Source organism: Rhodococcus pseudokoreensis (assembly GCF_017068395.1).
Lineage (GTDB): Bacteria > Actinomycetota > Actinomycetes > Mycobacteriales > Mycobacteriaceae > Rhodococcus_F > Rhodococcus_F pseudokoreensis.
The window spans coordinates 4,523,951-4,550,702 of the sequence record NZ_CP070619.1 but is presented as its reverse complement, the minus strand read 5'-3'; the positions used below and the strand labels follow the sequence as shown (position 1 = coordinate 4,550,702).

Below are 26,752 nucleotides of genomic sequence, written 5' to 3'. Positions count from 1 at the left end.
CGACCCTTGGAACCGGCAGAATTCGCGGCTGGTAGCCCCGCCCGCACCGAGACCAGTGCCAGCGACGACGCTGCACGCCCCTTCGCACTGACCGCCGCTCAGCGCGGGATCTGGTTCGCCCAGCACCTGATGGGCGACGTGCCGATCACGATCGCGCAGTACGTCGACATCGAGGGCGAACTGGACGTCGATGCCCTGCGACGTGCCGGTCAGGCCGCTGCCCGCGAGATCGGCAGCGGCATGCTCCGCATCGTCGAGGTCGACGGCGAACCGCTCCAGACGGTCGATTTCACCCTCGACGACCGGGTGGAGCATCACGACTTCCGGAGCGAACCGGACCCGCACGCCGCCGCCCTGCGCTGGATGCGCGCCGACTACACCGCGCCGCTCGACCTGCTCGCGGACCGGCTGATCCGGGGCGCGACGCTGCAGATCGGCGAGAACCACCACCTCTGGTACTGCCGCATCCACCACATCGCACTCGACGGGTACGGCGCGATGAAGTTCATGAACCGCGCCGCCGAGTTGTACACGGCCGAGGTCCGGGGCGTGGAACCCGCGGTGTCGGTGGCGGGCGACCTCCGGGACGTCTCGGCCGCCGAGGACATGTACCGCGGTTCATCCCGGTTCCGCTCCGACCGCGACTACTGGGCCACCCGCTCCCGGGACCTTCCCGCCCCGGTCGGCCTCGCGGGCCGCACTGCCCCGGCGCAGGCCCGGTCGCGGTGGCACGGCGGGCCGGTGCCCACCGGCATCGCCCGGGCGGTGGACGGCGCCGTCGAACGTCTCGATTCCGCCTTCGCCGCCGTCGCGGTGGCCGCGACCGCCGCGTTCGTCGCCCGGATGACCGGTTCCGACGACGTCGTCCTCAGCCTGCCCGTGTCGGCCCGCACGAACGCCGTGCTGCGCCGGTCGGGCGGCATGGTGTCCAACGTGGTGCCGCTGCGGGTGTCCATCACCCCGGACACGACGGTCGCCGCGCTGGTCTCCGCCGTCCAGCTCGAACTCACGGGTGCCCTGCGGCACCAGCGGTACCGGAGCGAGGACATCCGGCGCGACGCCGGCGCCGCCCGGGATCAGCGGGGCTTCTTCGGTCCCGCCATCAACATCATGAACTTCCACTCCGAGATCACCCTCGGCGAACTCACCGGACAGTTCCACGTGCTGTCGACCGGGCCCGTCGAGGACCTCTCCGTGAACCTCTACCCGAGTGTGGCGGGGAGTTCGTCGCGCATCGATTTCGAGGCGAACCCGGCCCTGTACGGGGACGGGGAGCTCGCCGGGCACCACGCCCGTTTCCTCGACCTCCTGGCCCGGTTCGCCGACGCGGACCCGGACACCAAGGTCGCCGATCTCGACGTGCTGACCGCGGACGAGCACACGCAGCTCGTGCCCGCGACCGGCCCGCAGGCACCCGCCCCGGCGCTGCTGGCCGACCTGTTCGAGGCGGGGGTCCGCGCAAACCCGGACGGCACGGCGCTGATCCTCGACGGCACCACGATCGGTTACCGCGAACTCGACGAGCGCAGCACCGCGCTCGCACGTCTGCTGCTGGACCGCGGGGTGGGCCCGGGCGACTTCGTGGCGGTGTCGTTCACCCGGTCCGTCGACTCCGTGGTGGCGGTGTGGGCCGCGGCGAAGTCGGGCGCCGCCTTCGTCCCCGTCGACCCGGCCTACCCGGCCGAACGCATCGCGCACATGCTGTCCGATTCCGGGGTGACCCTGGGGCTCACCGCAACCTTGCACCGCGACGTGCTTCCGGGAACCGACATCGACTGGCTCGCCCTCGACGACCCCGCACTCACGTCGGCCTGCGCGGAGATGTCGGTCGCGCCGGTGACGGACGCCGACCGTCCGGCAAAGCTGATGCCGCAGCATCCGGCGTACATGATCTACACGTCCGGCTCCACGGGCACGCCGAAGGGTGTGGTGGTCACGCACACCGGACTGGCCACGTTCGCCGCGTCGGCCCGGCCCGAATTCGGTGTGACGCAACGCTCGCGGGTGCTGCGCTTCTCCTCGTCGAGTTTCGACGCGTCCGTGTTCGAGATGGTGCAGGCATTCAGCGCGGGCGCGGCGATGGTCATCGCGCCTGCCGACATGTACGGCGGCGACGATCTCGCGGCGTTGCTGCGCTCGCAGCGGGTCACCCACATCATCAGCGCGCCCGCAGTATTGGGGACGGTGGACGCCACCGGCCTCGACTCGCTCGAGGCCGTGATCGTCGGCGGCGACGTGTGCCCACCGGATCTCGTCGAGCGTTTCGGCGCCCGCTGTCGCCTCTACAACAGCTACGGCCCCACCGAGTCGACGATCGTCATCACCATGACGGATCCGCAGACCGACCCCGCGGCCATCACCATCGGCCGTCCGATGCAGGGCGCCCGCGCACTCGTTCTCGACCGTTGGCTACGGCCGGTGCCGCGCGGAGTGACGGGAGAGCTGTATCTCGGCGGCCCCGGTCTCGCCGAGGGATATCACGACCGATCCGGTCTGACGGCGTCGCGTTTCGTGGCCGACCCGTTCCCCGCTGCCACGGGCGACCGCCTGTACCGCACCGGCGACCTCGTGCAGTGGAGCCGCAGCGACAGTCCCGTCCTCGAATACGTGGGGCGCAGCGACTTCCAGGTGCAACTGCACGGGTTGCGGATCGAACTCGGCGAGATCGACGCGGTGCTGTCGGCGCACGAGTCGGTGGACTTCGCCGTGTCCGCCGTGCACGAACGCGACGGCGGCACGCCGGTGCTGGTGTCGTACGTCCGGATCCGCCCGGATCACCGGTTCGACCCCGCCGTGCTCGCCGCGTTCGCCGGTAAATTCCTTCCGGCGCACATGGTGCCGTCGCTGACCGTGCCACTCGACACGATTCCGCTGACACCCGCAGGCAAGGTGGATCGCAGCGCCCTGCCCGCCCCCGAATTCGGCACCACCGCCGTGCCGTTCCGCGCGCCGTCCACGCCGATCGAGCAGATCGTCGCGGACGCGGTGGCCGAGGTGCTGCACGTCGACGCAGTGGGCGTCGACGACTCCTTCTTCGCGCTCGGCGGCGACAGCATCGTCGCGATCCAGCTGGTGTCCCGGGCGAAGGCCGCCGGGGTGGTGTTCACCCCGCGGGATGTGTTCGAACGCAAGACTGTTGCCGGGCTGGCCGAGGTCGCGGTCGACCTCGCTGCCGCGCAGAAGTCGCGACTGCCGGAGTTGCTCGGCGGGGGAGTGGGCGCCGCGCCGCTCACACCGATCGGCCGCGACGTCCTCGGCCGCAGCCGCGGGAACCGCAGCAACCTCGACGCCTTCTATCAGGCCGTGACGCTGACGGCGCCCGCCGACCTCGACCTGCCTCGGCTGCACCGGACGGTCGCCGCGATTCTCGACCATCACGACGCGTTGCGCTCCCACCTTCCCGTCGACGGCCGGGAGCTGGTGGTCGAGCCCGCGGGAACCGTGGACGCCGAGCGTGTCGTCACATACGTACGTACCGAATACGCGCCCGGCACCGAACACTTCGACGCCGTGCTCGACACCGAATGCCGGGCCGCGGTGGGCCGTCTCGACACCGCCGCCGCGGCGATGCTGCAACTGGTGTGGGTCGACCCCGTCGGCGCCTCGGGCGTGCTCGTGGTGGTGGCCCATCACCTGGTGGTCGACGGAGTGTCGTGGCGGATCCTCGTGCCCGACTTCGCCACCGCCTGGGCGCAGGTGGCCGCGGGTAGCGCACCCGAACTTCCGCCGGTCGCGACGTCGGCCCGCCGCTGGGCGCACGCACTCGCCGAGACGGCCGGAACCGACTCGGTGACGGACGAACTCGACGCCTGGCGGTCCCTCCTCGACGGCCCGGTTCCGGCACTCGGTTCCCGCCCGCTCGATCCCGCCGTCGACACGGGCGCGACCACCAGCCGGGTGTCCACCGAGGTCGAACCCGACACCACCACCGCGCTCCTCACGACTCTGCCGACCGCGTTCCGCGGGAACGTGACCGACGGCCTGGTGACGGCACTCGGTCTCGCGTTCGCCGCGTGGGACGGCGACCGCACGCTGCTGCTGTCCCTCGAAGGCCACGGCCGCGACGAGGCCCTCGTCCCCGGCGCCGACCTGTCGCGCACCGTCGGCTGGTTCACCACCGCCTACCCGGCCCGGATCGCGCTGGACTCGCTGGACGTCGCGGAAGCGCTCGCGGGCGGCGCCGCGGCCGGGCGCGCGATGAAGACGATCAAGGAACAGCTGCGCCGTATCCCCGGGAACGGTACCGGTTTCGGACTGCTGCGCCACCTGCACGACGACAGCGCGGAGATCCTCGGCGCCCTGCCGGCGCCCCCCATCAGCTTCAACTACCTGGGCCGGGTCGGCGCCGGTGACCTCCCCGAGGCCGTGCGCGAGAACGGCTGGATTCCCGTGACCACCGGGATCGACCTCAACACCGGCAGCGGCGCAGACCTGTCGACCGCGTTCGTCCTCGACATCAACGCGTCCGTCGGTGACGACGGCCGGCTGTCCGCCACGTTCGACTTCCCCGCCGGGGTCCTGACCGCGCCCGAGGTCGCGCGCTTGGCGGACCTGTGGCGGACGGCGCTCGAGGCCCTGGCCTCCCACGTGCGGGACTCGGGGCCTGCCGGACTGACCCCGTCCGACGTTCCACTGGTCTCCGTCGATCAGAATCGGATCGAGCTGTGGGAGAACAGCTACGGACCGCTGGGCGACATCTGGTCGCTGTCGCCGCTGCAGACGGGTCTGCTGTTCCACGCCGGCCTGTCCGCCGGCGCGGCGGACGTGTACACGGCGCAGATCCTGCTGGATCTCGGCGGCGACGTCGACGCTGGCCGGTTGCACCGCGCGGCGCAGCGCCTGCTGGACCGGCACGCGCCGCTGCGGACCGCGTTCGTCTACGACCCCGACGGCGTCCCCGCACAGTTGGTCCTCGACTCGGTGACCGTGCCGTGGCGGGAGATCCACGTGCGGGGGTCCGGCGGACTGGACGAACTCGTCGCCGCCGAGCGCGCGACGCGGTTCGACATGTCGGCGCCGCCGCTCCTGCGGTTCGTGCTCGCACACTCGGGTGACCGCACCACCGTGGTGATCACCAATCACCACATCCTGTTCGACGGCTGGTCGATGCCGCTGTTCGTCAAGGACTTCCTGCTGCTGTACGCGTCGGACGCGCCGATCGCCGCACCGGCACGCCCCTACCGCCGGTACCTGGCGTGGCTCGCCGAACAGGACCGTGCCGGTGCGCTGGCGGCGTGGGCGGCCGCCCTCGACGGGGCCACCGAACCGACGATCCTCGCCCCGCAGCAAACGAGCCAGGGTTCGGCGCCCCGGGACTTCGCCGTCCCCGTCACGGCGGAGCTGTCCGGGCAGCTCACCCGGATCGCCCGCGAGCAGGGCGTCACCGTGAACACGGTGATCCAGGCTGCGTGGGGAATACTGCTGAGCGGCTTGCTCTCCCGCAGCGACGTCGTGTTCGGTGCCACCGTGTCCGGCCGCCCAGCCGATCTCCCCGGGGTCGAGGAGACGCTGGGACTGTTCATCAACACCGTTCCCGTCCGGCTGCGCCTCGATCCGAACGAACCCGTGGCTTCGCTCCTGCGCCGACTGCAGGACGAGCAGGTGCGTCTACTCGACCGGCACCACGTCGGTCTCACGGAGATCCAGGCGGTCGCAGGCCCGGGCAGTGTGTTCGACACGCTCACCGTGTTCGAGTCGTACCCTGTCGACCGCGCGGCACTCGACCCGGACACCGACATCGACGGACTGCGGATCCGTGGTATCGACGTCACCGACGCCACGCACTACCCCTTGGCACTCGTCACGGTGCTCGAACCGGATCTGCATCTCACGCTGGAGTATTCGGGCGATACGTTCGCCGAAGACGACGCCCGGCGCATCTCGGAGCGGTTCGCGCGAGTGCTGACTGCGATGACCCGGACGCACACCCCGGTCGGTGCCGTCGATCTGCTCGGGGACGCCGAACGCGCTCTCACCCTGCGGGAGTGGAACGCGACCGGTCACCCGATCGACGACGTCACCCTCGTCGATCTTCTCCACGGCGCCGCGCTCCGCACACCCGAGTCGGCGGCGGTGACGTTCGGGCAGGAGACGTTGTCGTACACCGACTTCGACACCAGGACGAACACCCTGGCCCGCCATCTGATCTCGCAGGGAGTGGGTCCCGAATCCATCGTCGCGGTTACGCTGCGCCGGTCGCTCGACCAACTCGTCGCCCTCCACGCCGTCGTCCGGGCGGGTGGGGCCTACCTGCCCGTCGACCCCGGGCATCCGCAGGCGCGCATCGCCCACGTACTCGACAGCGCCCGACCCACGCTGGTACTCACCACCGCGCCCGACGCCGGGATCGTCCCCGACGGCCTGCGTACGGTGCGGGTGGACCTACTCGACCTCTCCGCCGTCGCCGGGACGACGGTGTCCGATGCCGAGCGTCTCGCCCCGCTGCACGCCGATCACCCCGCCTACGTGATCTACACGTCCGGGTCGACGGGACGCCCCAAGGGCGTGGCGGTGTCGCACGCCGCGATCGTCAACCGTCTGCTGTGGATGCAGGACAGTTACCCCCTCGACGCGCGGGACGTGACGCTCCACAAGACCCCGGCCACGTTCGACGTGTCCGTGTGGGAACTTTTCTGGCCGTTGATGACCGGCGCGCGAATGGTGATCGCCGAACACGACGGGCACCGGGACCCGCACTACCTGTCCCGGCTGATCCGCGACGAACGCGTCACGACGCTGCACTTCGTCCCCTCCATGCTCGACGTGTTCCTCGAGCACGCCGACACCACGGACTGCACCACCGTGCGGCAGGTCTTCGCCAGTGGTGAAGCGCTGCCGCGGACCACCGTCGCGCGCTTTTACCGGCAATTCGGCGCCGCGCTGCACAACCTGTACGGACCGACCGAGGCCGCGGTGGACGTGACGTTCCACCGCACCGATCCGACAGCGACCGGTCCGGTGCCGATCGGTGCGCCCGTGTGGAACACCCGCGTGTACGTCCTCGACTCCCGTCTCCGCCCGGTGCCCGTCGGTGTACCCGGCGAGCTGTATCTGGCCGGCGCCCAACTGGCCCGCGGGTACGTGGGACGCCCCGACCTGACGTCCGACCGGTTCGTAGCCGATCCGTTCTCGGCCGACGGCGCACGCCTCTACCGGACCGGCGACCTGGTGCGCTGGACCGACGGCGGAGAGCTGGACTATTTGGGCCGCACCGACTTCCAGGTGAAGCTGCGCGGACAGCGTCTCGAACTCGGCGAGATCGAAGCCGTCCTCCTGAGCCACCCCGACGTGACGGGGGCGACTGTCCTGGTACGCGGGGACGGTTCTGCCGAACGTCTCGTCGGTTACGTCGCTCTCCGAACCGGAAGCGCCGCGGACCCCGAAATACTGTCCGCGCACGCGGCCGCCGAGTTGCCGTCGTACATGGTGCCGTCGGCGGTCGTCCTGCTCGACGCGCTGCCGCTGGGACCCAACGGCAAACTCGACCGCAGGGCGCTGCCCGAACCCGCGCTCGCGACCGGCGCGTTCGAGCAGCCCGCGACCGCCGAGGAGATCGCCGTCGCCCGGATCTTCGCCGACGTCCTCGGCGTCCCGGAGGTCGGCGCCACCGACAACTACTTCGACCTCGGCGGCAACTCGCTGACCGCGACCCGGGCCGTTGCCCGGATCAACGCCGACCTCGGCTCCGCTCTCGGTGTGCGCGAATTGTTCGACGCCCCCACCGTCCGCGCGCTCGCGACGGTGTCGACAGCCGACCCCGCAGACCAGGCCCACCCCGCCCTCGTCGCCGGCGACCGCCCGGCGCGGTTGCCGTTGTCTCCGGCGCAATACCGGATGTGGTTCCTCAACCGTTTCGACACGACGTCCGGCGCCTACAACATCGCCGCCGCGCTGCGACTCACCGGCGAACTGGACGTGGACGCACTCACCGCGGCCGTCGGCGACGTAATCGCGCGCCACGAGGTCCTGCGGACCGTCTACCCCGACTCCGCCGACGGACCCCACCAGGTGGTGCTCGGCGCGACCCCCGTCGACCTCTCGCCCGTCCCCACCACGGATCAGGAACTGCCTGCCGCCGTCGAAGACCTCGTGACCCGCGGCTTCGACGTGACGGCGACCGTCCCGCTGCGCGTGGTCCTGCTCCGCGTCACACCGGACGAGCACGTGCTGGTTCTGGTGACCCACCACATCAGCGCTGACGGCTGGTCGATGGGACCGCTGGCCCGGGACGTCATGTCCGCGTACGTCGCCCGCGCGGCGGGCGCGGCACCCGCAGTGCCGCCGCTGCCCGTGCAGTACGCCGATTACGCGCTGTGGAAGCTCCGTGTCCTGGGCGACGAGGGCGACGCCGGATCGCCCGCCGCCCGGCAGATCGACTACTGGACACGGACCCTCGCCGGACTGCCGGAACGCCTCGAACTGCCCACCGACCGTCCCCGGCCGCAGGTCGCGTCGCATCGCGGCGGCACAGTCGATTTCGCCCTCGACGCCGAAACGTACAGCGCGATCACGGCACTCGCCCGATCCATGCGCGCGACCCCGTTCATGGTGCTGCACACCGCCCTGTCGGTGTTGCTCGCCCGGCTGTCCGGCAGCACCGACGTCGCCATCGGCACCCCGGTGAGCGGGCGCGGGGAGGCCGCCCTCGACGACGTGGTCGGCATGTTCGTCAACACCCTGGTGCTGCGCACCGAGGTCGACGCGGCGCGCACGTTCCGCTCGCTCGTCGAGCAGACCCGCGACACCGACCTCGCCGCCTACGCGCACGCCGACATCCCGTTCGAGCGTCTGGTCGAGATCGCGAACCCGGCCCGCTCGACCGCCCATCACCCGCTGTTCCAGGTGGTCCTGTCGATCGACGACGTCGCACCGCCCCGCATCGACCTCCCCGGACTGACCGTCGCGACCCTCCCACTCGACGAGGCCGTCGCCAAGTTCGACCTGCAACTGTCGGTGACGGAGAACCCCGACGGGTCCGGCGCCCAGGGCCGGTGGACGTTCGCCACCGACCTGTTCGACCGGACGACCGTGCAGGCGTTCGGACGCAGGCTGGTCCGGATCCTCGCCGCCGCGGCCTCGGATCCGACCCTCGCCGTCGGTGACTTCGCGCTGCTCGACGACGCCGAACGCGACGTCCTCGCCGCACGCACCGACCTGCGGTACGCCGGAAGTCGCACGCTCCCAGAGATTCTCGCCGACAGAGCTGCGTCCGGCGGCACGGCGCTGATCACGGAAGACGGGGAACTGTCCTACGCCGAACTGGATGCCCGCTCGAACCGGCTCGCCCGGGTTCTCGTCGCGCGGGGAGCCGGGCCGGAAACGGTGGTCGCGGTGGCGCTGCCGCGCTCCGCACTGTCCGTGACCGCGGTGTGGGCGGTGGCCAAGACCGGCGCCGCGTTCGTGCCCGTCGATCCGGGCTATCCCGCGGATCGCATCGAGCACATGCTGACCGATTCCGGCGCGGTGCTCGGCCTGACGGACTCCCGGTCCGCAAGGACCCTGCCGGGGACCACCGACTGGCTGCACTTCGACGACCCGGAACTGGGTGCGGAGGTGTCGGCCGATCCGATCACCGACGCCGACCGGACCGTGCCGCTGCGCGCCGAACACCCCGCCTACCTCATCTACACGTCGGGCTCGACGGGAATCCCCAAGGGCGTCACCGTCACCCACGCCGGACTCGACGCCTTCGCCACCGAGCAGGTGGAACGGTACGCGCTCGACAAGCGCAGCCGGACGCTGCATTTCGCGTCGCCCAGCTTCGACGCGTCCATCCTCGAACTGCTGATGGCGTTCGCCGCCGGCGCGGCGCTCGTCGTCGTGCCCGCCGGGGTGTACGGCGGGGCGGACCTCGCCTCCCGGATCCGCGACGGGCGGGTGACCCACCTGTTCGTCACCCCCGCCGCGCTCGCCACCCTCGACCCGCGCACGCTGCCGGAGCTTGGCACCGTGGTGGTGGGCGGCGACGCCTGCGATGCGGCACTGGTCGAGAAGTGGGCTCACGGCCGCCGGATGTTCAACGCGTACGGACCCACCGAGTCGACGATCATGGCCACCCTCTCGGGGCCGATGACCGCCGGCGAGCCGGTGCGGATCGGCGCCCCGATCCGCGGAACCAGTGCCCTGGTGTTGGATTCGCGACTGCATCCCGTCCCCGACGGCGTCGTGGGCGAGCTGTATCTGGCCGGGCCCGCACTGGCCCGCGGCTACCACGACCGTCCCGCGCTCACCGCCGAGCGGTTCGTCGCCAGCCCGTACGCCCCCGGACGCCTGTACCGCACCGGCGATCTGGTGCGGTACACCCCCACCGGTGAATTGGAGTACCTCGGCCGCGCCGACTTCCAGGTGAAGATCCGCGGTTTCCGCATCGAACTCGGCGAGATCGACGCCGCCCTCGCGGCGCACCCGAGTGTCGAGTTCGCCGTCACGGCAGCGGTGACCGTGCGCGACGACCAGACCGCCCTGGTGGCCTACGTGCTGCCCGCGGGCGGAACCGCCGTCGACCCGGCCGACGTGACCGCGCACGCGGCGCGCCTCCTGCCCGGCTACATGGTGCCGTCCACCGTGATGGTGCTCGACCGGATTCCGCTCACCCCGGCCGGCAAGGTCGACCGCAGAGCCCTGCCCGAACCCGTCTTCGCGGCCCGCGAATACCTGGACCCGCGCACCGACGCCGAACGGCTGGTCGCGGCCGCCTACACCGACGTGCTCGGCGCCGGCGCGGTGGGAGCGGACGACGACTTCTTCGACCTCGGCGGCAACTCGCTGAGCGCCACCCGGGTGATCGGCCGGATCAACGAGTCGGCGGGCACGTCGCTGGCCGTGCGGACGATCTTCGAGGCACCCCGCGTCGCGGCCCTCGCCGCGGTGATCGACGCCGCCGAGCGCGGGGACCGTCCGACGCTGGCAGACATCGCACGGCCGGAACGCATTCCGCTGTCCGCGGCGCAGTCCCGGATGTGGATCCTCAACCGCTACGACCCCGAGTCGGTGGCGTACAACATCCCGCTCGTGCTGCGGCTGTCCGGAACCCTCGACACCACGGCGCTCGCAGCGGCACTGCGCGACGTCCTGGAACGCCACGAGGCGCTGCGGACCGTGTACCCCGACTCCGCCGACGGCCCGTACCAGCGGATCGTGCCGCTCGGTGACCTCATGGTGGACCTCGAGCCGCACCGCGTGGACGACGAGGACCAGTTGTTCGCGCTGCTGACCGCCGAGCTGTCGACCGGGTTCGACGTGACGACTGCGGTCCCGGTGCGCAGCCGGGTCTTCCAGCTGTCGGCGGACGAGCACGTCCTCGCCGTCGTCGTGCACCACATCAGCGCGGACGGCGCATCGATGGGGCCGCTCGCCCGCGACCTGATGCTGGCGTACACCGCCCGCGCCGGGCAGCGGGAACCGGATTGGTCACCGCTCGCCGTCCAGTACGGCGACTACAGCGTGTGGCAGCGGCGGCTTCTCGGCGACGAATCCGACAACACGAGTGTCGCCGCACGCCAGACCGCCTACTGGCATCGGCAGTTGCGCGGCGCGCCGGAGTTGCTCGACCTTCCGACCGACCGGCGACGGCCGGCCGTGGCGTCGCTGCGCGGAGACGTCGCGACGTTCCACCTCGACACCGCACTCGTCGAGCAGGCCACCGCCTTCGGGCGCGGTCACGGCGCCACCCTGTTCATGGTGCTGCACGCGGCCCTCGCCACCCTCCTCGGACGCCTCGCCGCCACCACGGACGTGGTGATCGGCACTCCCGTCGCCGGCCGCGGTGAGCAGGCCCTCGACGACCTGGTGGGCATGTTCGTCGGAACACTCGCCCTGCGAACCCGCATCGACCCGGCGGCGTCGTTCGCGGACGTCCTGGGGCACGTCCGGGAAACCGACCTGGCGGCGTACGGCAACGCTGATCTGCCGTTCGAGCGGTTGATCGACCTGTTGCAGCCGGCTCGCTCGCAGGCGTATTCGCCGATCTTCCAGGTGGCGTTGTCGCTCGAGGACCAGACCGTGGATCAGCTCGCGCTGCCCGGGTTGTCGGTATCCGCAATGGATCTCGGCGTGGTGCCCGCGAAGTTCGACCTGCAGTTGACCCTCCGTCCCGACGGCACGGGAATGGCGGCGTCGTGGATCTACGCCACCGATCTCTTCGACCGCGGCACGATCGACTCCCTCTCCGTCCGCTTCGAGCGGATCCTGCGGGAGGCGATCACCGAACCGACGCGCGCGGTCGGCGATCTGGACGTGCTGGACACGACCGAACGCGCCGCACTGGTTGCCCGACCCGAACCGTCGGCCGTGGTCGAGCGGGCGTTGCCGGAGATCTTCGCCCGCGGAGCCGAACTCGGCGGGATCGCACTGGTCTCCGAGGAGGGCGAAACCTCCTACGCGGACCTCGACGCGCAGTCGAACCGGCTGGCCCGCGTACTCATCGCCCACGGCATCGGACCGGAAACGGCTGTCGCGCTGGCACTTCCGCGGACGGCACGGGCGGCTCTCGCCGCATGGGCCGTCGCCAAGACGGGCGCCGCGTTCGTGCCCGTCGATCCGGGCTACCCGCGCGAACGCATCGAGCACATGCTGTCCGACTCGGGTGCGACCCTGGGGCTGACCGACACCGTCACGGCGACGACGCTGCCCGGTGCTACCGAATGGCTGTTGCTGGACGACGCCGAACTCGTCGCGGACGCCTCGGCGGCACCGGTCACCGACCGCGACCGCACGGCACCGCTGCGCCTGTCGCATCCCGCGTACCTGATCTACACGTCCGGCTCCACCGGAACACCGAAGGGCGTCACGGTCACCCACACGGGGCTGAGCGCGTTCACGGCGGAGGCGCGCCCGGAACTGGGCACCACGGCGCAGTCCCGTGTGCTCCGGTTGTCGTCGGCGAGTTTCGACGCCTCCGTCTTCGAGATGATCCAGGCGTTCAGCGCCGGGGCCACCCTCGTGATCGCACCGCCGACCGTGGTCGGCGGCGAAGATCTCACCGCCCTGCTCCGCGACCAGCGTGTCACCCACGTGCTCACCGCCCCCGCGGCGCTGAGTACCGTCGACGCCAGTGGGCTCGACGACCTGCGCACCGTCGTCGTCGGGGGCGAGGTGTGCCCGCCGCAACTGGTCGAGCAGTTCGCCCCGGGGCGCAGGTTCTTCAACAGCTACGGCCCCACCGAGACCACCATCGTCGTCACCATCGGTGAACCCCTCACCCCGGGTGCCGACATCACCATCGGCCGCCCGCTGGACGGCGCGCAGGCACTCGTCCTCGACGCCCGGCTGCGGCCGGTGCCGCGGGGTGTCACAGGTGAGCTGTATCTGTCGGGGCCCGGTCTGGCCCGTGGATACCATGCCCGGTTCGGCCTGACCTCGGACCGGTTCGTCGCCAACCCCTTCGGATCCCCGGGGTCCCGGATGTACCGGACCGGGGACCTGGTGCGGCTGCGCACCGACGGGCAGCTCACGTATGTGGGCCGCGCCGACGCGCAGGTCAAACTGCGGGGCCTGCGCCTCGAACTCGGCGAGGTCGAGGCGGCGCTGACCCGGCATCGCGACGTGGTCGCCGCGGCGGCGTCCGTCCACCACCATCCGCGGCTCGGCGATCAACTCGTCGGCTACGTCGTGCCCGCGCCGGGCACCGGCCTCGACGTCTCCGACATCCTGGCGGCAGCGGCCGAGGTCCTGCCGCGCGCGCTCGTGCCCGCCACCGTCACCGTGCTCGACGCCATTCCGCTCACCCCGGCCGGCAAGATCGACCGCCCGGCGCTGCCCGCCCCGACGTTCGCGGCGCGGACGGAGTTCCGGGCGCCGTCGACCGCGTCCGAACTGCTGGTCGCGCGGGTGTTCACGGAGATCCTCGACGTCGAGCGGGTGGGCGCCGACGACAGCTTCTTCGAGATCGGCGGCAACTCCCTGTCCGCCACCCAGGTGATCGCCCGCCTCCGCGCGGCCACCGGCACGTCCCTGTCGGTGCGGTCCCTGTTCGACGCACCCACCGTCGCGGCGCTGGCCGCCGCCGTGGACACCGCGGGCACGTCCGATCGTCCGGTCCTCGCGGTGCGTCCGAGACCGGACCGGATTCCGCTGTCCCCGGCGCAGGCGCGGGTGTGGTTCCTCAACCGTTTCGACCCGGCGTCCGCCGTCGACAACCTGCCGCTCGCCCTCCGTCTGGCGGGGACGCTCGACGTCGCGGCCCTGCGGGCCGCGCTCGGCGACGTTCTCGCACGGCACGAGGCGCTGCGCACGATCTACCCCGACACCCCCACCGGGCCGCACCAGGTGCTGCTTCCCACCGAATCGGCGACCCCGGACCTGACCGTCCTCGCCGTGAACGAGGACGAGGCACTGCAGCGGGCCCTGGAGTTCGCGACCACCGGATTCGACCTCACCGTGGACGCACCGCTGCGCGCAAGACTGTTCGCGGTCTCCGAGGACGAGCACCTGCTCGTCGTCGTGGTCCATCACATCGCCGCCGACGGTTTCTCGCTCGCGCCGCTCGCCCGCGACGTGATGCTCGCGTACACGGCGCGGGCGCAACACCTCGCGCCGGCGTGGTCGCCGCTGCCGGTCCAGTACGCCGACTACAGCCTCTGGCACCACGAACTGCTCGGCGACGAGCACGACCCCGCGTCGCTCGTCGCACGCCAGACCGACTACTGGACAAGCACTCTCGCGGATCTGCCCGACGAACTCACCCTGCCCACCGACCGTCCGCGTCCGCGGCGGCAGTCGCACCGCGGCAGTGAACTGAAGTTCGCCGTCGACGCCGGCACCCACGGGTTGCTGCGCGAACTCGCGGCCGCTTGGGACGCCACCCTGTTCATGACCGTGCACGCCGCGTACGCGCTGTTCCTCGGCCGGTTGTCGAACACGGCGGACATCGCGGTCGGGACTCCCGTCGCCGGCCGCGGTGAGCAGGCCCTCGACGACCTGGTCGGAATGTTCGTCAACACCCTGGTGCTGCGGACCCGGATCGACCCCGCGACCACGTTCGGCGAACTGGTGGAGCACACCCGCGAAGCCGACCTCGGCGCGTTCTCGCACGCCGACGTGCCGTTCGAGCGCCTGGTGGAAGTACTCGATCCGGTTCGCTCCCAGGGCAGGCACCCGCTGTTCCAGGCGGCCCTGTCGTTCCACAACCTCGCCCCCGCCACGTTCGACCTGCCGGGGCTCGAGGTCTCCGCGGTCCCGGCCGAGATGCGGACGGCCGAGTTCGATCTGCACCTGACGCTCACCGAACAGGCCGAGGGCGGAATCCTCGCGTCCTTCACCTACTCCACCGATCTGTTCGACAGATCGACCGTCGCCACGTTCGCCGAACAGTTCACCCGCGTCCTGCGGGCCGTCGCCGCCGACCCGTCCACCGCGGCCGGTGACGTGGTGTTGCTCGATTCGGCGGACTACGCCGAGTTGGTCGACAATCGCAACCGCACAACCCATCCGCTGCCCGACGCCCACCTGCTCGACGCCTTCGCCGATCAGGTTCGCCGGGCCCCGGACGCACCGGCGGTCGTGTTCGAGGGCCAGTCGCTGACCTACGGGGAGTTCGCGGCCCGGGTCAACCAGGTGGCGCGGGCGCTGATCGCCGAAGGGGTGGGGCCGGAATCGCTGGTGGCCCTGGCCATGCGCCGCTCCCTCGACCTCGTCGTGGGCATGTATGCCGTCCTCACCGCCGGCGGCGGCTACGTGCCCGTGGACCCCGACCACCCCGCCGACCGCATCGGCTACATCCTCGACGCCGCCGACCCGACCTGCGTCCTGACCACCACCCAGGACGCCTGTGCGAGCGAGCGGACGCTCATCTGCCTCGACACGCTCGATCTCGACGCCGTGTCCGCTGCACCGCTGTCGGGTTCGGAACTGCGGGCACCGCTGCACCCGGACGACGTGGCGTACGTGATCTTCACGTCCGGCTCCACCGGAAAGCCGAAGGGCGTCACGGTCACCCACCGGGCGATCGTGAATCAGATCGCGTGGATGGCGTCCGAGTATCCGCTCCGCACCGGCGACGTGTACCTGCAGAAGACCGCGACCACGTTCGACGTGTCGCTGTGGGGATACTTCCTGCCCCTGGCCGCCGGAGCGACGCTGGTCGTCGCGACCCCGGACGGGCATCGGGACCCGCAATACCTCGCCGCGCTGATCGACGAGTACTCGGTCACCGCAACCGACTTCGTTCCGTCGATGCTGTCCGTGTTCGCGGACTCGGTGGATCCACGGCAGATCGAATCCCTGCGGCACGTGTTCGTCATCGGTGAGGCGCTCCCCGCCGCCACCGTCCACGACGTCACCCGCGTCTCCGCCGCCCGCATCCACAACCTCTACGGCCCCACCGAAGCCGCCGTCTCCATCACCTACGCCGACGTCACCGACACCCCGCACGACGGCACCGTCACCATCGGCACCCCCGAATGGAACAGCCGCGTCTACGTCCTCGATTCGCGCCTGCACCCCGTGCCCACCGGCGTCCCCGGTGAGCTCTACCTCGCCGGGTCTCAACTGGCCCGCGGTTACCACGGCCGCGTCGACCTCACCGCCGACCGCTTCGTCGCCGACCCCCACGGCGCACCCGGCGAACGCATGTACCGCACCGGCGACCTGGTCCGCTGGACCGCCACCGGCGAACTCGACTACATCGGCCGCACCGACTTCCAAGTCAAATTCCGCGGCCAACGCATCGAACTCGGCGAGATCGAAACCGCCCTCCTCACCCACCCGCTGGTCTCCCAGGCCGCGGTCCTCGTCGTCCCCACCGCCACCGGCGACCACCTCGTCGCCTACCTCGTCGCCACCACCGGCGCCGACCCCGACACCCAGAACCTGCGCGCCCACCTCGCCCAGACTCTGCCCACCTACATGCTCCCCGAAACCATCACGGTCCTCGGCAGCTTCCCGCTCGGCACCTCCGGCAAACTCGACCGAAAAGCCCTGCCCGCACCCATCTTCGAAACCCGCACCTTCCGGGCACCGGCCACCCCCACCGAGGCCGCCGTCGCCCACACCTTCGCCGACGTCCTCGGCGTCGACACCGTCGGACTCGACGACGACTTCTTCGCCCTCGGCGGCAACTCCCTCATCGCCACCCAGGTCGCCGCCCGCCTCGGCCGCGCCCTCGACACCCGCATCCCCGTCCGTGAACTCTTCGAAACCCCCACCGTCGAAGCACTCGCCGCACGCGTCGAGACGCTCGCCGGGACGGGTGGCCGGGCGGCACTCGTGGCCGCCGCGCGTCCCGAGCGAATCCCGTTGTCGCCGGCGCAGAACCGGATGTGGTTCCTCAACCGATTCGACCCGGAGTCGGCCGCCTACAATCTTCCGCTCGCGATCCGGCTGACGGGAACCCTGAACGTCGCGGCACTACACACCGCCGTGCACGACGTGCTGGAACGCCACGAGTCGCTGCGCACCGTCTTCCCCGACCACGGTGACGGCCCGGTGCAGGTGATCCTGCCCGCCGGCCGGGTCGACCTCGATCTCACCCCGGTCGACGTCACCGCCGACGCCCTTCCGGGCGAGGTGCGGGACACCCTGCACGGCGGTTTCGACGTGACCGCCGGGATCCCCATCCGCGGACGGCTTCTGCGGACCGCCGTCGAGGAGTACGTACTCGTCATCGTCGTGCACCACATCAGCGGCGACGCCGTATCGATGGGCCCGCTCGCCCGCGATGTGATGGTCGCCTACGCCGCCCGGAGCGCGGGCCGGGCCCCGGATTGGGCGCCGTTGCCGATGCAGTACGCCGATTTCGCGATCTGGCAGCATGCGGCACTCGGCTCCGAGGGCGACCCGGGATCCCTCTCGGCACAGCAGATCCGGTACTGGACCGACACGCTGTCCGGTGTGCCGGACCTGCTGGAACTGCCGACCGATCGGCCGCGCCCGGCGGTGCCTTCGCAGCGCGGCGACACCGTGCCCTTCGACGTGCCTGCGGCCACCGCCGCCGCACTCGAGCAGACGGCCCGCGATCACGGTGCCTCCGTGTTCATGGTGCTGCACGCGGCGCTGACCGTCGTGCTGTCGCGGCTGTCCGCGACGTCCGACATCGCCGTCGGCACCCCGGTCGGTGGCCGCGGCGAACAGCACCTCGACGACCTGGTCGGGATGTTCGTCAACACCCTGGTCCTGCGTACCCACGTCGCGGCGGACGAGAGTTTCACCGAACTCCTGGCGCGGGTGCGCGACACCGACCTCGGCGCGTACGGTCATGCGGACATTCCGTTCGAGCGGCTCGTCGACGTCCTCGCCCCGGTCCGCACACAGGCGCACACACCGCTGTTCCAGGTGGCGCTGTCGTTCGAGCATCGCGGTGTCACCCGCTTCGAATTGCCCGGCGTCACCGTCGAACCCGTCCCGTTCGAGGTCGACACCGCCCAGTTCGACCTCGCGCTGACCCTGTCCGAGGGCGGTTCGGCGGAGGAGTTGTCGGGTGCGTTGCGCTTCGCCACCGACCTCTTCGACCGCGGGACCGCGGTGGACTTCACCCGGCGGTTCGTCCGCGTTCTCGAGGCCGTGGTGTCCGACCCGGGCGCGATCGTCGGCGACATCGACCTTCTCGAGCCGGACGAGTGGGCGACGGCCCGCGTGCGGGGCCTGCCCTCGGCGGCCCCCCTCACGCTCGCCGGTCTGATCGACGCCGTCGTCCGCATCGACCCGGACGCGTCCGCGCTGTCCTGGAACGACCGGGAGTACACGTACCGGGAGGCGGACGAGTGGTCCACCCGGCTGGCCCGGGTGTTGCTCGACCACGGCGTGGGCCCGGAAACGTTCGTGGCCCTGGCGCTTCCGCGTTCGCTCGAATCGGTGCTGGCCGTGTGGGCGGTCGCCAAGACCGGTGCCGCATACGTGCCGGTGGACCCGACGTATCCGGCGGAGCGGATCGCGCACATCCTCACCGACTCGGGCGCCGCCCTCGGTGTCACGCTGTCCGGTGAGCGGGCCGCGTTGCCCGGCACCGTCGTCTGGCTGGCACTCGACGCCGACGACGTCTCCGCCCGGCACGCGTCCGCGAGCCCCGACCCGATCACCGACGCCGACCGGGTCCGTCCGATCCGCGTGGAGAATCCGGCGTACATGATCTACACGTCCGGCTCGACGGGTCTGCCCAAGGGCGTCGTGGTCACGCACGGCGGCCTCGCGAACCTCGCCGCCGAGCGTCGCGAGCACTACCGCATCGATGCGACGTCCCGGTTCCTGCACAAGGCGTCGCCGAGCTTCGACATGGCCGTCGGCGAGATGGTGTCGGCACTGAGCGCCGCGGCCACGCTGGTGATCACCCCGACCGAGGTCGTGGGCGGCGACGACCTGTCCGCGCTCCTGGACCGTCAGCAGGTCACGCATGCGCTGATCACCCCGGCCGTGCTCGCCACGATGGATCCCGGCGGTCACCCGCGGTTGCGGGTGCTCGGTGTCGGCGGCGAGGCGTGCACCCCCGAACTCGTCTCCCGCTGGCAGCCCGGACGCACCATGCTCAACGGGTACGGGCCCACCGAGGCCACCGACATCTCCACCGTCGCAGATCTCGAGGACGGTTCACCCGTCACGATCGGGCACCCGGTGCGCGGCTTCGACGTGATGGTCCTGGACACCCGGCTGCGCCCCGTCCCCGCGGGGGTTTCCGGCGAACTGTACGTCGCGGGACCGGCACTGGCCCGCGGCTACCACTCCCGGCACGGCCTTACCGCCGAACGCTTCGTCGCCAACCCCCACGGCGCACCCGGCGACCGCATGTACCGCACCGGCGACGTCGTCCGGTGGACGGGAACGCACGGGCTCGAATACTTCGGTCGCGGCGACAGCCAGGTGAAGATCCGCGGTAACCGGATCGAATTGGGGGAGATCGAGTCCGCGGCGTCCCGGCACGACACGGTGGGTCAGGCGGCCGTCGTCGTCCACGACACCCCGTCGGGTCAGCGCCTCGCCGCCTATCTCGTGCCCGCCCCCGGGCACGCAGTCGACACGGACACGGTCCGGCGCCACCTGGAGGACGCCCTGCCTGCGCCGATGATCCCGGACGCCTACGTGGTGATCGAGGCGCTGCCGGTGACGGTGAACGGGAAGCTCGACCGGGCGGCACTGCCCGAACCCGTGTTCGTCACCGCGACCGCACGTTTCCGTGCACCGGTCACCGACACCGAGAAGGTCCTGGCGGCCGTGTTCGCCGAACTCCTCGGCGCCGAGACGGTCGGCGTGGACGATTCGTTCTTCGGCCTCGGCGGCGACAGCATCGCGTCGATCCAGCTGGCATCGCGGGCGAAGGCCCACGGTCTGGTGATCTCACCCCGGGACGTGTTCGAGCACAAGACCGTTGCCGGGCTCGCGCAGGTCGCGGCCCGGGCCACCGGCACCGAACCCGTCGTGCTCGAGGAACTTCCGGGTGGCGGTGTCGGCTCGCTGCCGCTCACCCCGGTGATGCGTCTGGTCACCGAACGCGGCGGCACCCTCGACCGCTACTCGCAGTCGGTGGCGCTGGAGTTGCCGGTGGGCATCGATCGCGCGGGTCTGCTCGCGACCCTGTCGGCCGTGGTCGATCATCACGACATGCTGCGTGCCCGTTTCGTCGGCGACACACTGGAGGTGGCACAGGCAGGCGCCGTCGACGTCGCCGCGCTCGTGCACCGGATCGCGTGGGATCCACGAACCGATCCCACCGAACTCGCACGGCGGGAACTCGATTCGGCACTGAACCGCCTCGACCCCCGCGCCGGCATCATGCTGCAGTGCGTGTGGCTCGATCCGGTGGGCGCACCCGGACGCAGCGGTCGCCTGATCGTTGCCGCCCATCACCTCGTCGTCGACGGCGTGTCCTGGCGCATCCTGATTCCGGACCTGATCGCCGCGTGGGCGCAGATCTCGTCCGGGGCGGCCGCCACGCTCCCGCCGGCCGGCACGTCGATGCGCCGGTGGGCGCACGCGCTGACCGAGGACGCGCACACGCCCGGCCGGATCGCGGAATTGTCGCTCTGGCAACGGATTCTGGACGGACCGGACCCGACGCTCGGCTCCCGGCCGCTCGACCCCGCCGTCGACGTCCTGGCGACGGTCGACCACGTGCGCGTCGAACTCGACGCGTCGGTGACGCGGTCGCTCGTGACGTCCGTTCCCGCGGCCTTCCGGGGCGGCGTGGGCGACGGGCTGATCGCGGCGTTCGCTCTCGCCGTGAGCGCCTGGCGGCGCCGCCGGGGGATCGAGGAGCCGTCGCTGCTCCTGCAATTGGAGGGTCACGGACGCGAGGAGCAGGCGGCGCCCGGCGCCGACCTCTCCCGCACGGTCGGGTGGTTCACCAGCGTGTACCCGGTCCGCCTCGACCTCGACGGGATCGACGTCGACGCCGCCCTGGCGGGGACCGCCGACACGTCCCGCGCGATCAAGGCCGTGAAGGAGAACCTGCTCGCGGTGCCCGGCCGCGGGCTGGGCTACGGACTGCTGCGTCATCTCAATTCCGGGACCGCCGCTGCGCTGCAGCACCTTCCGGACCCGCAGATCAGCTTCAACTATCTGGGCCGGGTCTCCGAGGCCGACATTCCGGAGGAGTTCGCGCACCTGGGCTGGACGCCGGCCACCGACTTCGACGACCTCCGTGGCGCCGGCAACGACGACATGCCGGCGGCCGCCGTTCTCGACGTCAACGCGATCGTCACCGGCGTGGACGGCGAATCCCGGCTGACGGCGACGTTCTCGTATCCGCGGGAACTGCTGTCGGACGGTGACGTCCGGGAGCTGGCAGACCTGTGGACGAGCGCGCTCACGGCCGTCGCCGGGCACGCGGACAGCGGCACGGCCGGCGGGCTGACCCCGTCCGATGTGCCGCTCGTCCTGGTGGGGCAGCGCGACCTCGAATTGTGGGAGGAGCAGTACACGGGTCTGTCCGACATCTGGTCGCTGTCGCCGTTGCAGCACGGGCTCGCGTTCCACGCCCAGCTCGCGCAGGACACGGTGGACGTGTACACGACGCAGACGGTGCTCGAACTCGGCGGCGTGGTGGACGCCGACCGGATGCGGGCGGCGATCTCCGCACTGCTCGACCGGCACGCGAACCTGCGCACCGCGTTCGTCGGCGCGAGCACGGGCGATCTCGTGCAGGTGGTGCTCGACGAGGTGGAGATTCCTTGGCGCACGCTCGATCTCGGGGAGCTGGCCGCATCCGACAGGGCGGCCGCACGGGAGGAGGCGCTCGCCGCCGACCGCGAACGCCGGTTCGACCTCGCGTCGCCCCCGCTGCTGCGCTTCACGCTGATCGACGGCGACGACGGCCGTCACGCCCTGGCCGTCACCCTGCACCACATCCTCGTCGACGGCTGGTCCATGCCGTTGCTGCTGAAGGAACTGCTGGTCCTGTACGCCACGCGCGGCGACGCGTCCGTGCTTCCGCGGGTGCCGTCGTACCGGGCGTTCCTGTCCTGGCTGGCGTCGCGCGACCGGGCCGCGTCCCGGGACGTGTGGGCCCAGGCTCTCACCGGTGTCGACCAGCCGACGCTCGTCGCCTCCGACAGTGCCGGGCTACCGGGGACCGCGTCGGTCGAGGCGGTGGACGCGGACGCCGGACCCGAACTGTCCGCGCAGCTCACCGCGCTCGGAGCGGAACTCGGGGTCACCCTCAACACGCTGGTGCAGGCGGCGTGGGGAATCCTGCTGTCCCGCATGCTCGGCCGCGACGACGTCGTGTTCGGGGCGACCGTGTCGGGTCGGCCCGCCGAACTCGAGGGCGTCGAGTCGATGGTCGGCCTGTTCATCAACACCCTGCCCGTGCGGGTGCGGGTCGACCCGGACGAGTCGGCGGCCGGCCTGCTGATCCGCGTGCAACGGGAACAGGCGACCCTGCTCGATCACCACTACCTCGGCCTGTCCGACGTGCAGCAGACCACCGGCAGCGGTGCGCTGTTCGACACGCTGACGGTGTTCGAGTCGTATCCCGTGGACACCGCCGCGCTGGCCGAGGTGACGTCCATCGACGGCATGACCGTGCTCGGGGTGTCCGGCGAGGAAGCCACCCACTATCCGTTGACGCTCACGGTGTTCGCCGACGACGGACTGCGATTCACGCTGCGGTATCGATCCGACGTGTTCGACGCGCAGTACGTGACCGGGCTCCGCGCGCGGCTGCTGACGGTGCTCACCGCGCTGGTCGCCGACCCCGCCGCACCGATCGGCCGGATCGAGATCCTCGACGCCGGCGAACGCGCCGCCCTTGCACCCGTCCGGGGCCTGCCTGCCGCGCCGCCGGCCACCCTCGCCGGGATCATCGACGACGCCGTGAGCGCCGCCCCGGACCGGGTCGCGCTGTCCTGGCGGGGCCGCGACTGGACGTACCGCGAGGCGGACGCCTGGTCGAACCGGCTGGCCCGGTTGCTGCTCGCGCAGGGTGTGGGGCCCGAAACGTTTGTCGCCGTGGCGTTGTCGCGGTCAGCGGAATCGGTGCTGTCGGTGTGGGCGGTCGCGAAGACGGGCGCCGCGTACCTCCCCGTCGATCCCACCTACCCGACCGACCGCATCGACCACATGCTGTCCGACTCCGGCGCCCACATCGGTATCACCGTGACCGGTGAGCGGGAAGCTCTGCCGGACAGCGTGTCCTGGCTCGCGGTCGACGAACTCGCGGACGCACTCGAGGCCGCCCCGGCCACCCCGGTGACCGATGCGGAACGCGGGCAGCCCGTCCGGGTCGGGAACCCGGCGTACATGATCTACACGTCCGGCTCCACCGGCCGCCCCAAGGGCGTCGTCGTCACCCACGGCGGGCTGGCGAACCTGGCGACCGAACGCCGCGAGCACTACCGCGTCGACGCGTCGACCCGGTTCCTGCACAACACGTCGCCCAGCTTCGACATGGCGGTCGGCGAGATGATGTCCGCCCTCTCCGCCGCCGCAACACTCGTGATCACCCCGCCGAGCATGATCGGCGGGGAGGAACTGGCCGCCTTCGTCCGCGACGAGCACGTCACGCACGCGCTGATCACCCCGGCGATGCTGTCCTCGATCGACCCCACCGGACTGGAGGAACTGCGCGTCCTCGGTGTCGGCGGCGAGGCGTGCACGCCCGAACTCGTCGCCCGCTGGCAGCCCGGCCGCACCATGCTCAACGGGTACGGACCCACCGAGGCCACCGACATCTCCACCGTCGGAGACCTCGTCGCGGGTCAGCCGATCACCATCGGGCACCCGGTGCGCGGCTTCGAGGTCATGGTCCTCGACGCGCGGCTGCGCCCCGTCCCCGCGGGGGTGTCAGGCGAACTGTACGTCGCGGGACCGGCACTGGCCCGCGGCTACCACTCCCGGCACGGCCTCACCGCCGAACGCTTCGTCGCCAATCCCCACGGCGCACCCGGCGACCGCATGTACCGCACCGGCGACGTCGTCCGCTGGACCGCATCGGGACAGCTCGAGTACAGCGGCCGCTCCGATCACCAAGTGAAGATCCGCGGCTACCGCATCGAACTCGGTGAGATCGACGCCGCCGTCCTCGAACACCCCGACGTCGACTACGCGATCACGCTCGGTCGCCGCGGCCCGTCCGGCGACACGGTGCTCGTGTCGTACGTGGTTCCTACCGCGGGATCCGCCCCGGATCCCGCACGGGTCCGCGCCTTCGTGTCCGAGTTCCTGCCGACGCACATGGTGCCGTCGGCGGTGGTGTGCATCGATTCCGTCCCGCTCACCCCCACCGGGAAACTCGACGCGAACGCGTTGCCGCGCCCCGAGTTCCGGGCCGCCGAATACCGCCGCCCGGGTGAGGGTCACGAGAGCACGGTCGCGTCGGTCTTCGCGGAGGTCCTCGGGGTCGACCGGGTCGGCGCCGACGACAACTTCTTCGACCTCGGCGGCACATCACTGTCCGCGATGCGGGCGGTGAGCCGGCTGCGGGCGAGCAGCGACGTGACGGTGCCGCTGCAGTGGCTGATGACCGAGCCGACACCGGCCGCGATCGCCGCACGCATGGACGCGGCGGACGGCGACACCGGCGACGCCGCGCTCGACGTGGTGTTCCCGATCCGCGGCGGCGGTGCAGGCACGCCGATGTTCTGGATCCACCCGATCAGCGGACTGTCCTGGTGCTACACGGGATTCGCCGAGCACCTCGACGAAGACCGGCCCGTGTTCGGCATCCAGACCCCGGCCGTGGTGGGGGAGGTGCTGCCCGACTCGATCGAGGCACTCGCCGCCCGCTACCTCACCGAGGTGCGGCGGATCCAGCCCGAAGGTCCCTACGATCTGGCCGGCTGGTCGATCGGCGGTGTCATCGCGCACGCGATGGCGGTGCAACTGCAGGAGACCGGGCAGACGGTGCGGTCACTGGTGATGCTCGACAGCTTCGCGGAAACGCAGCAGTCGCGGGACACCGGTGGCGCGACGGTCGTCGGCGAGGACGAGGACACGGCGGCCGCGCTGTCGGCCCTGAGCCCCGAGCACACGCACCGGCTGACCGCGGCCGCACACCACAACGGCGGCCTCATGCGCGACTACCGGCCCGGACTGTTCGACGGGGACGTGCTGTTCTTCACTGCGGCGCACGACGATCCGACGCTGCGGCGCGCCGTCGGCACCTGGCGCCCGTGGGTGAACGGCCGGATCACGAACCACCCCGTGGAGTCGACGCACTGGCAGATCACCGAACCTGCCGCGGTCCGGGTGATCGGCCCGCTGCTCGCCGACTACCTCACCGACGGCGCGCACCACGATTCGAGAATGGAGATCGACCGATGAGACTGTTCACCGCGGGCATCATTGTCGTCGCCGCATTCCTGGGCCTGCCCGGCCCGGTGGCGACGGCCGAGCCCGCCGACGGCGGTGCGGTGGCGGCGCCGAGCGCGTCCGCCGGCAGCCTCGACCGGATCGAGAAGGTCGACGACCGCCGCTGGAACGTCTTCGTGTACTCGCCGTCGATGGACGAAGTGGTGGAACTGCAGGTGCTGCGCCCCGCCGACACCAGCGTCGCCCGACCCACGCTGTATCTGCTCAACGGCGCCGGGGCCGGCGAGGACGGCGCGAACTGGATCCGGCAGACCGACATCGTCGACTTCTTCGACGACAAGAACGCCAACGTCGTGATCCCCGTCGGCGGCTACATCAGCTACTACACCGACTGGCGAAACGACGATCCCGTCCTCGGACGCAACAAGTGGCAGACGTTCCTCACCCGGGAACTGCCCCCGGTGCTGGACACCGCGCTCGGCGCCAACGGCGTGAACGCGATCGGCGGACTGTCCATGTCGGCCGGTTCGGTGATCGACCTCGCGGTCCAGGCACCGGGCCTGTACCGGGGTGTCGCGTCCTACAGCGGGTGCGCGATGACCAGCGACCCGATCGGGCGGAACCTGGTCCGGCTCGTCGTCGAGGTGGTCGGCGGCGGCAACACCGAGAACATGTGGGGCCCCACCGACGACCCGGCCTGGACGGCGCACGACCCCTACGTCAACGCGGACAAACTCCGCGGGCTCGACCTGTACATCTCCAACGCCAGCGGACTGCCCGGACCGTACGAAGCCCTGAACGCCGTCCGTCCCGCCGGGGCGCCGCCGCTCCCGGATCAGATCGTCATCGGCGGTGTCATCGAGGCGGCGACGAACTACTGCACCCACCGACTGGTGGAAAGGCTCGACACCCTCGGCATCCCCGCGACCGTGGACTTCCGGGACACCGGCACACATTCGTGGGGGTACTGGCAGGACTCCCTGCACGAATCGTGGCCCGTCCTCGCCCGCGCCCTCGACCTGTGAGTCTTCGAGTAGCAGCTGGGAAGAGCCAAGCGGACGACGGGTCCTATGACACGAAT

2 protein-coding genes are annotated in these 26,752 nt (G+C 71.2%); both read left to right on the top strand.

The features are described 5' to 3' along the window. Window positions 1-6 precede the first annotated feature (6 nt). Complete coding sequence (locus JWS13_RS25970) at window positions 7-25,683, top strand: non-ribosomal peptide synthase/polyketide synthase (protein WP_206008222.1); 25,677 nt, start codon at window positions 7-9, stop codon at window positions 25,681-25,683. Next, complete coding sequence (locus JWS13_RS25965; protein ID WP_206008221.1) at window positions 25,680-26,696, top strand: alpha/beta hydrolase; 1,017 nt, start codon at window positions 25,680-25,682, stop codon at window positions 26,694-26,696. Before JWS13_RS25970 ends, JWS13_RS25965 begins: the two co-directional genes overlap by 4 nt. Window positions 26,697-26,752 lie beyond the last annotated feature (56 nt).

Bases quoted from the DNA above. Each gene is read 5' to 3' on its own strand.
- JWS13_RS25965 (WP_206008221.1), top strand. From the start codon at position 25,680: ATGAGACTGTTCACCGCGGGCATCATTGTCGTCGCCGCATTCCTGGGC.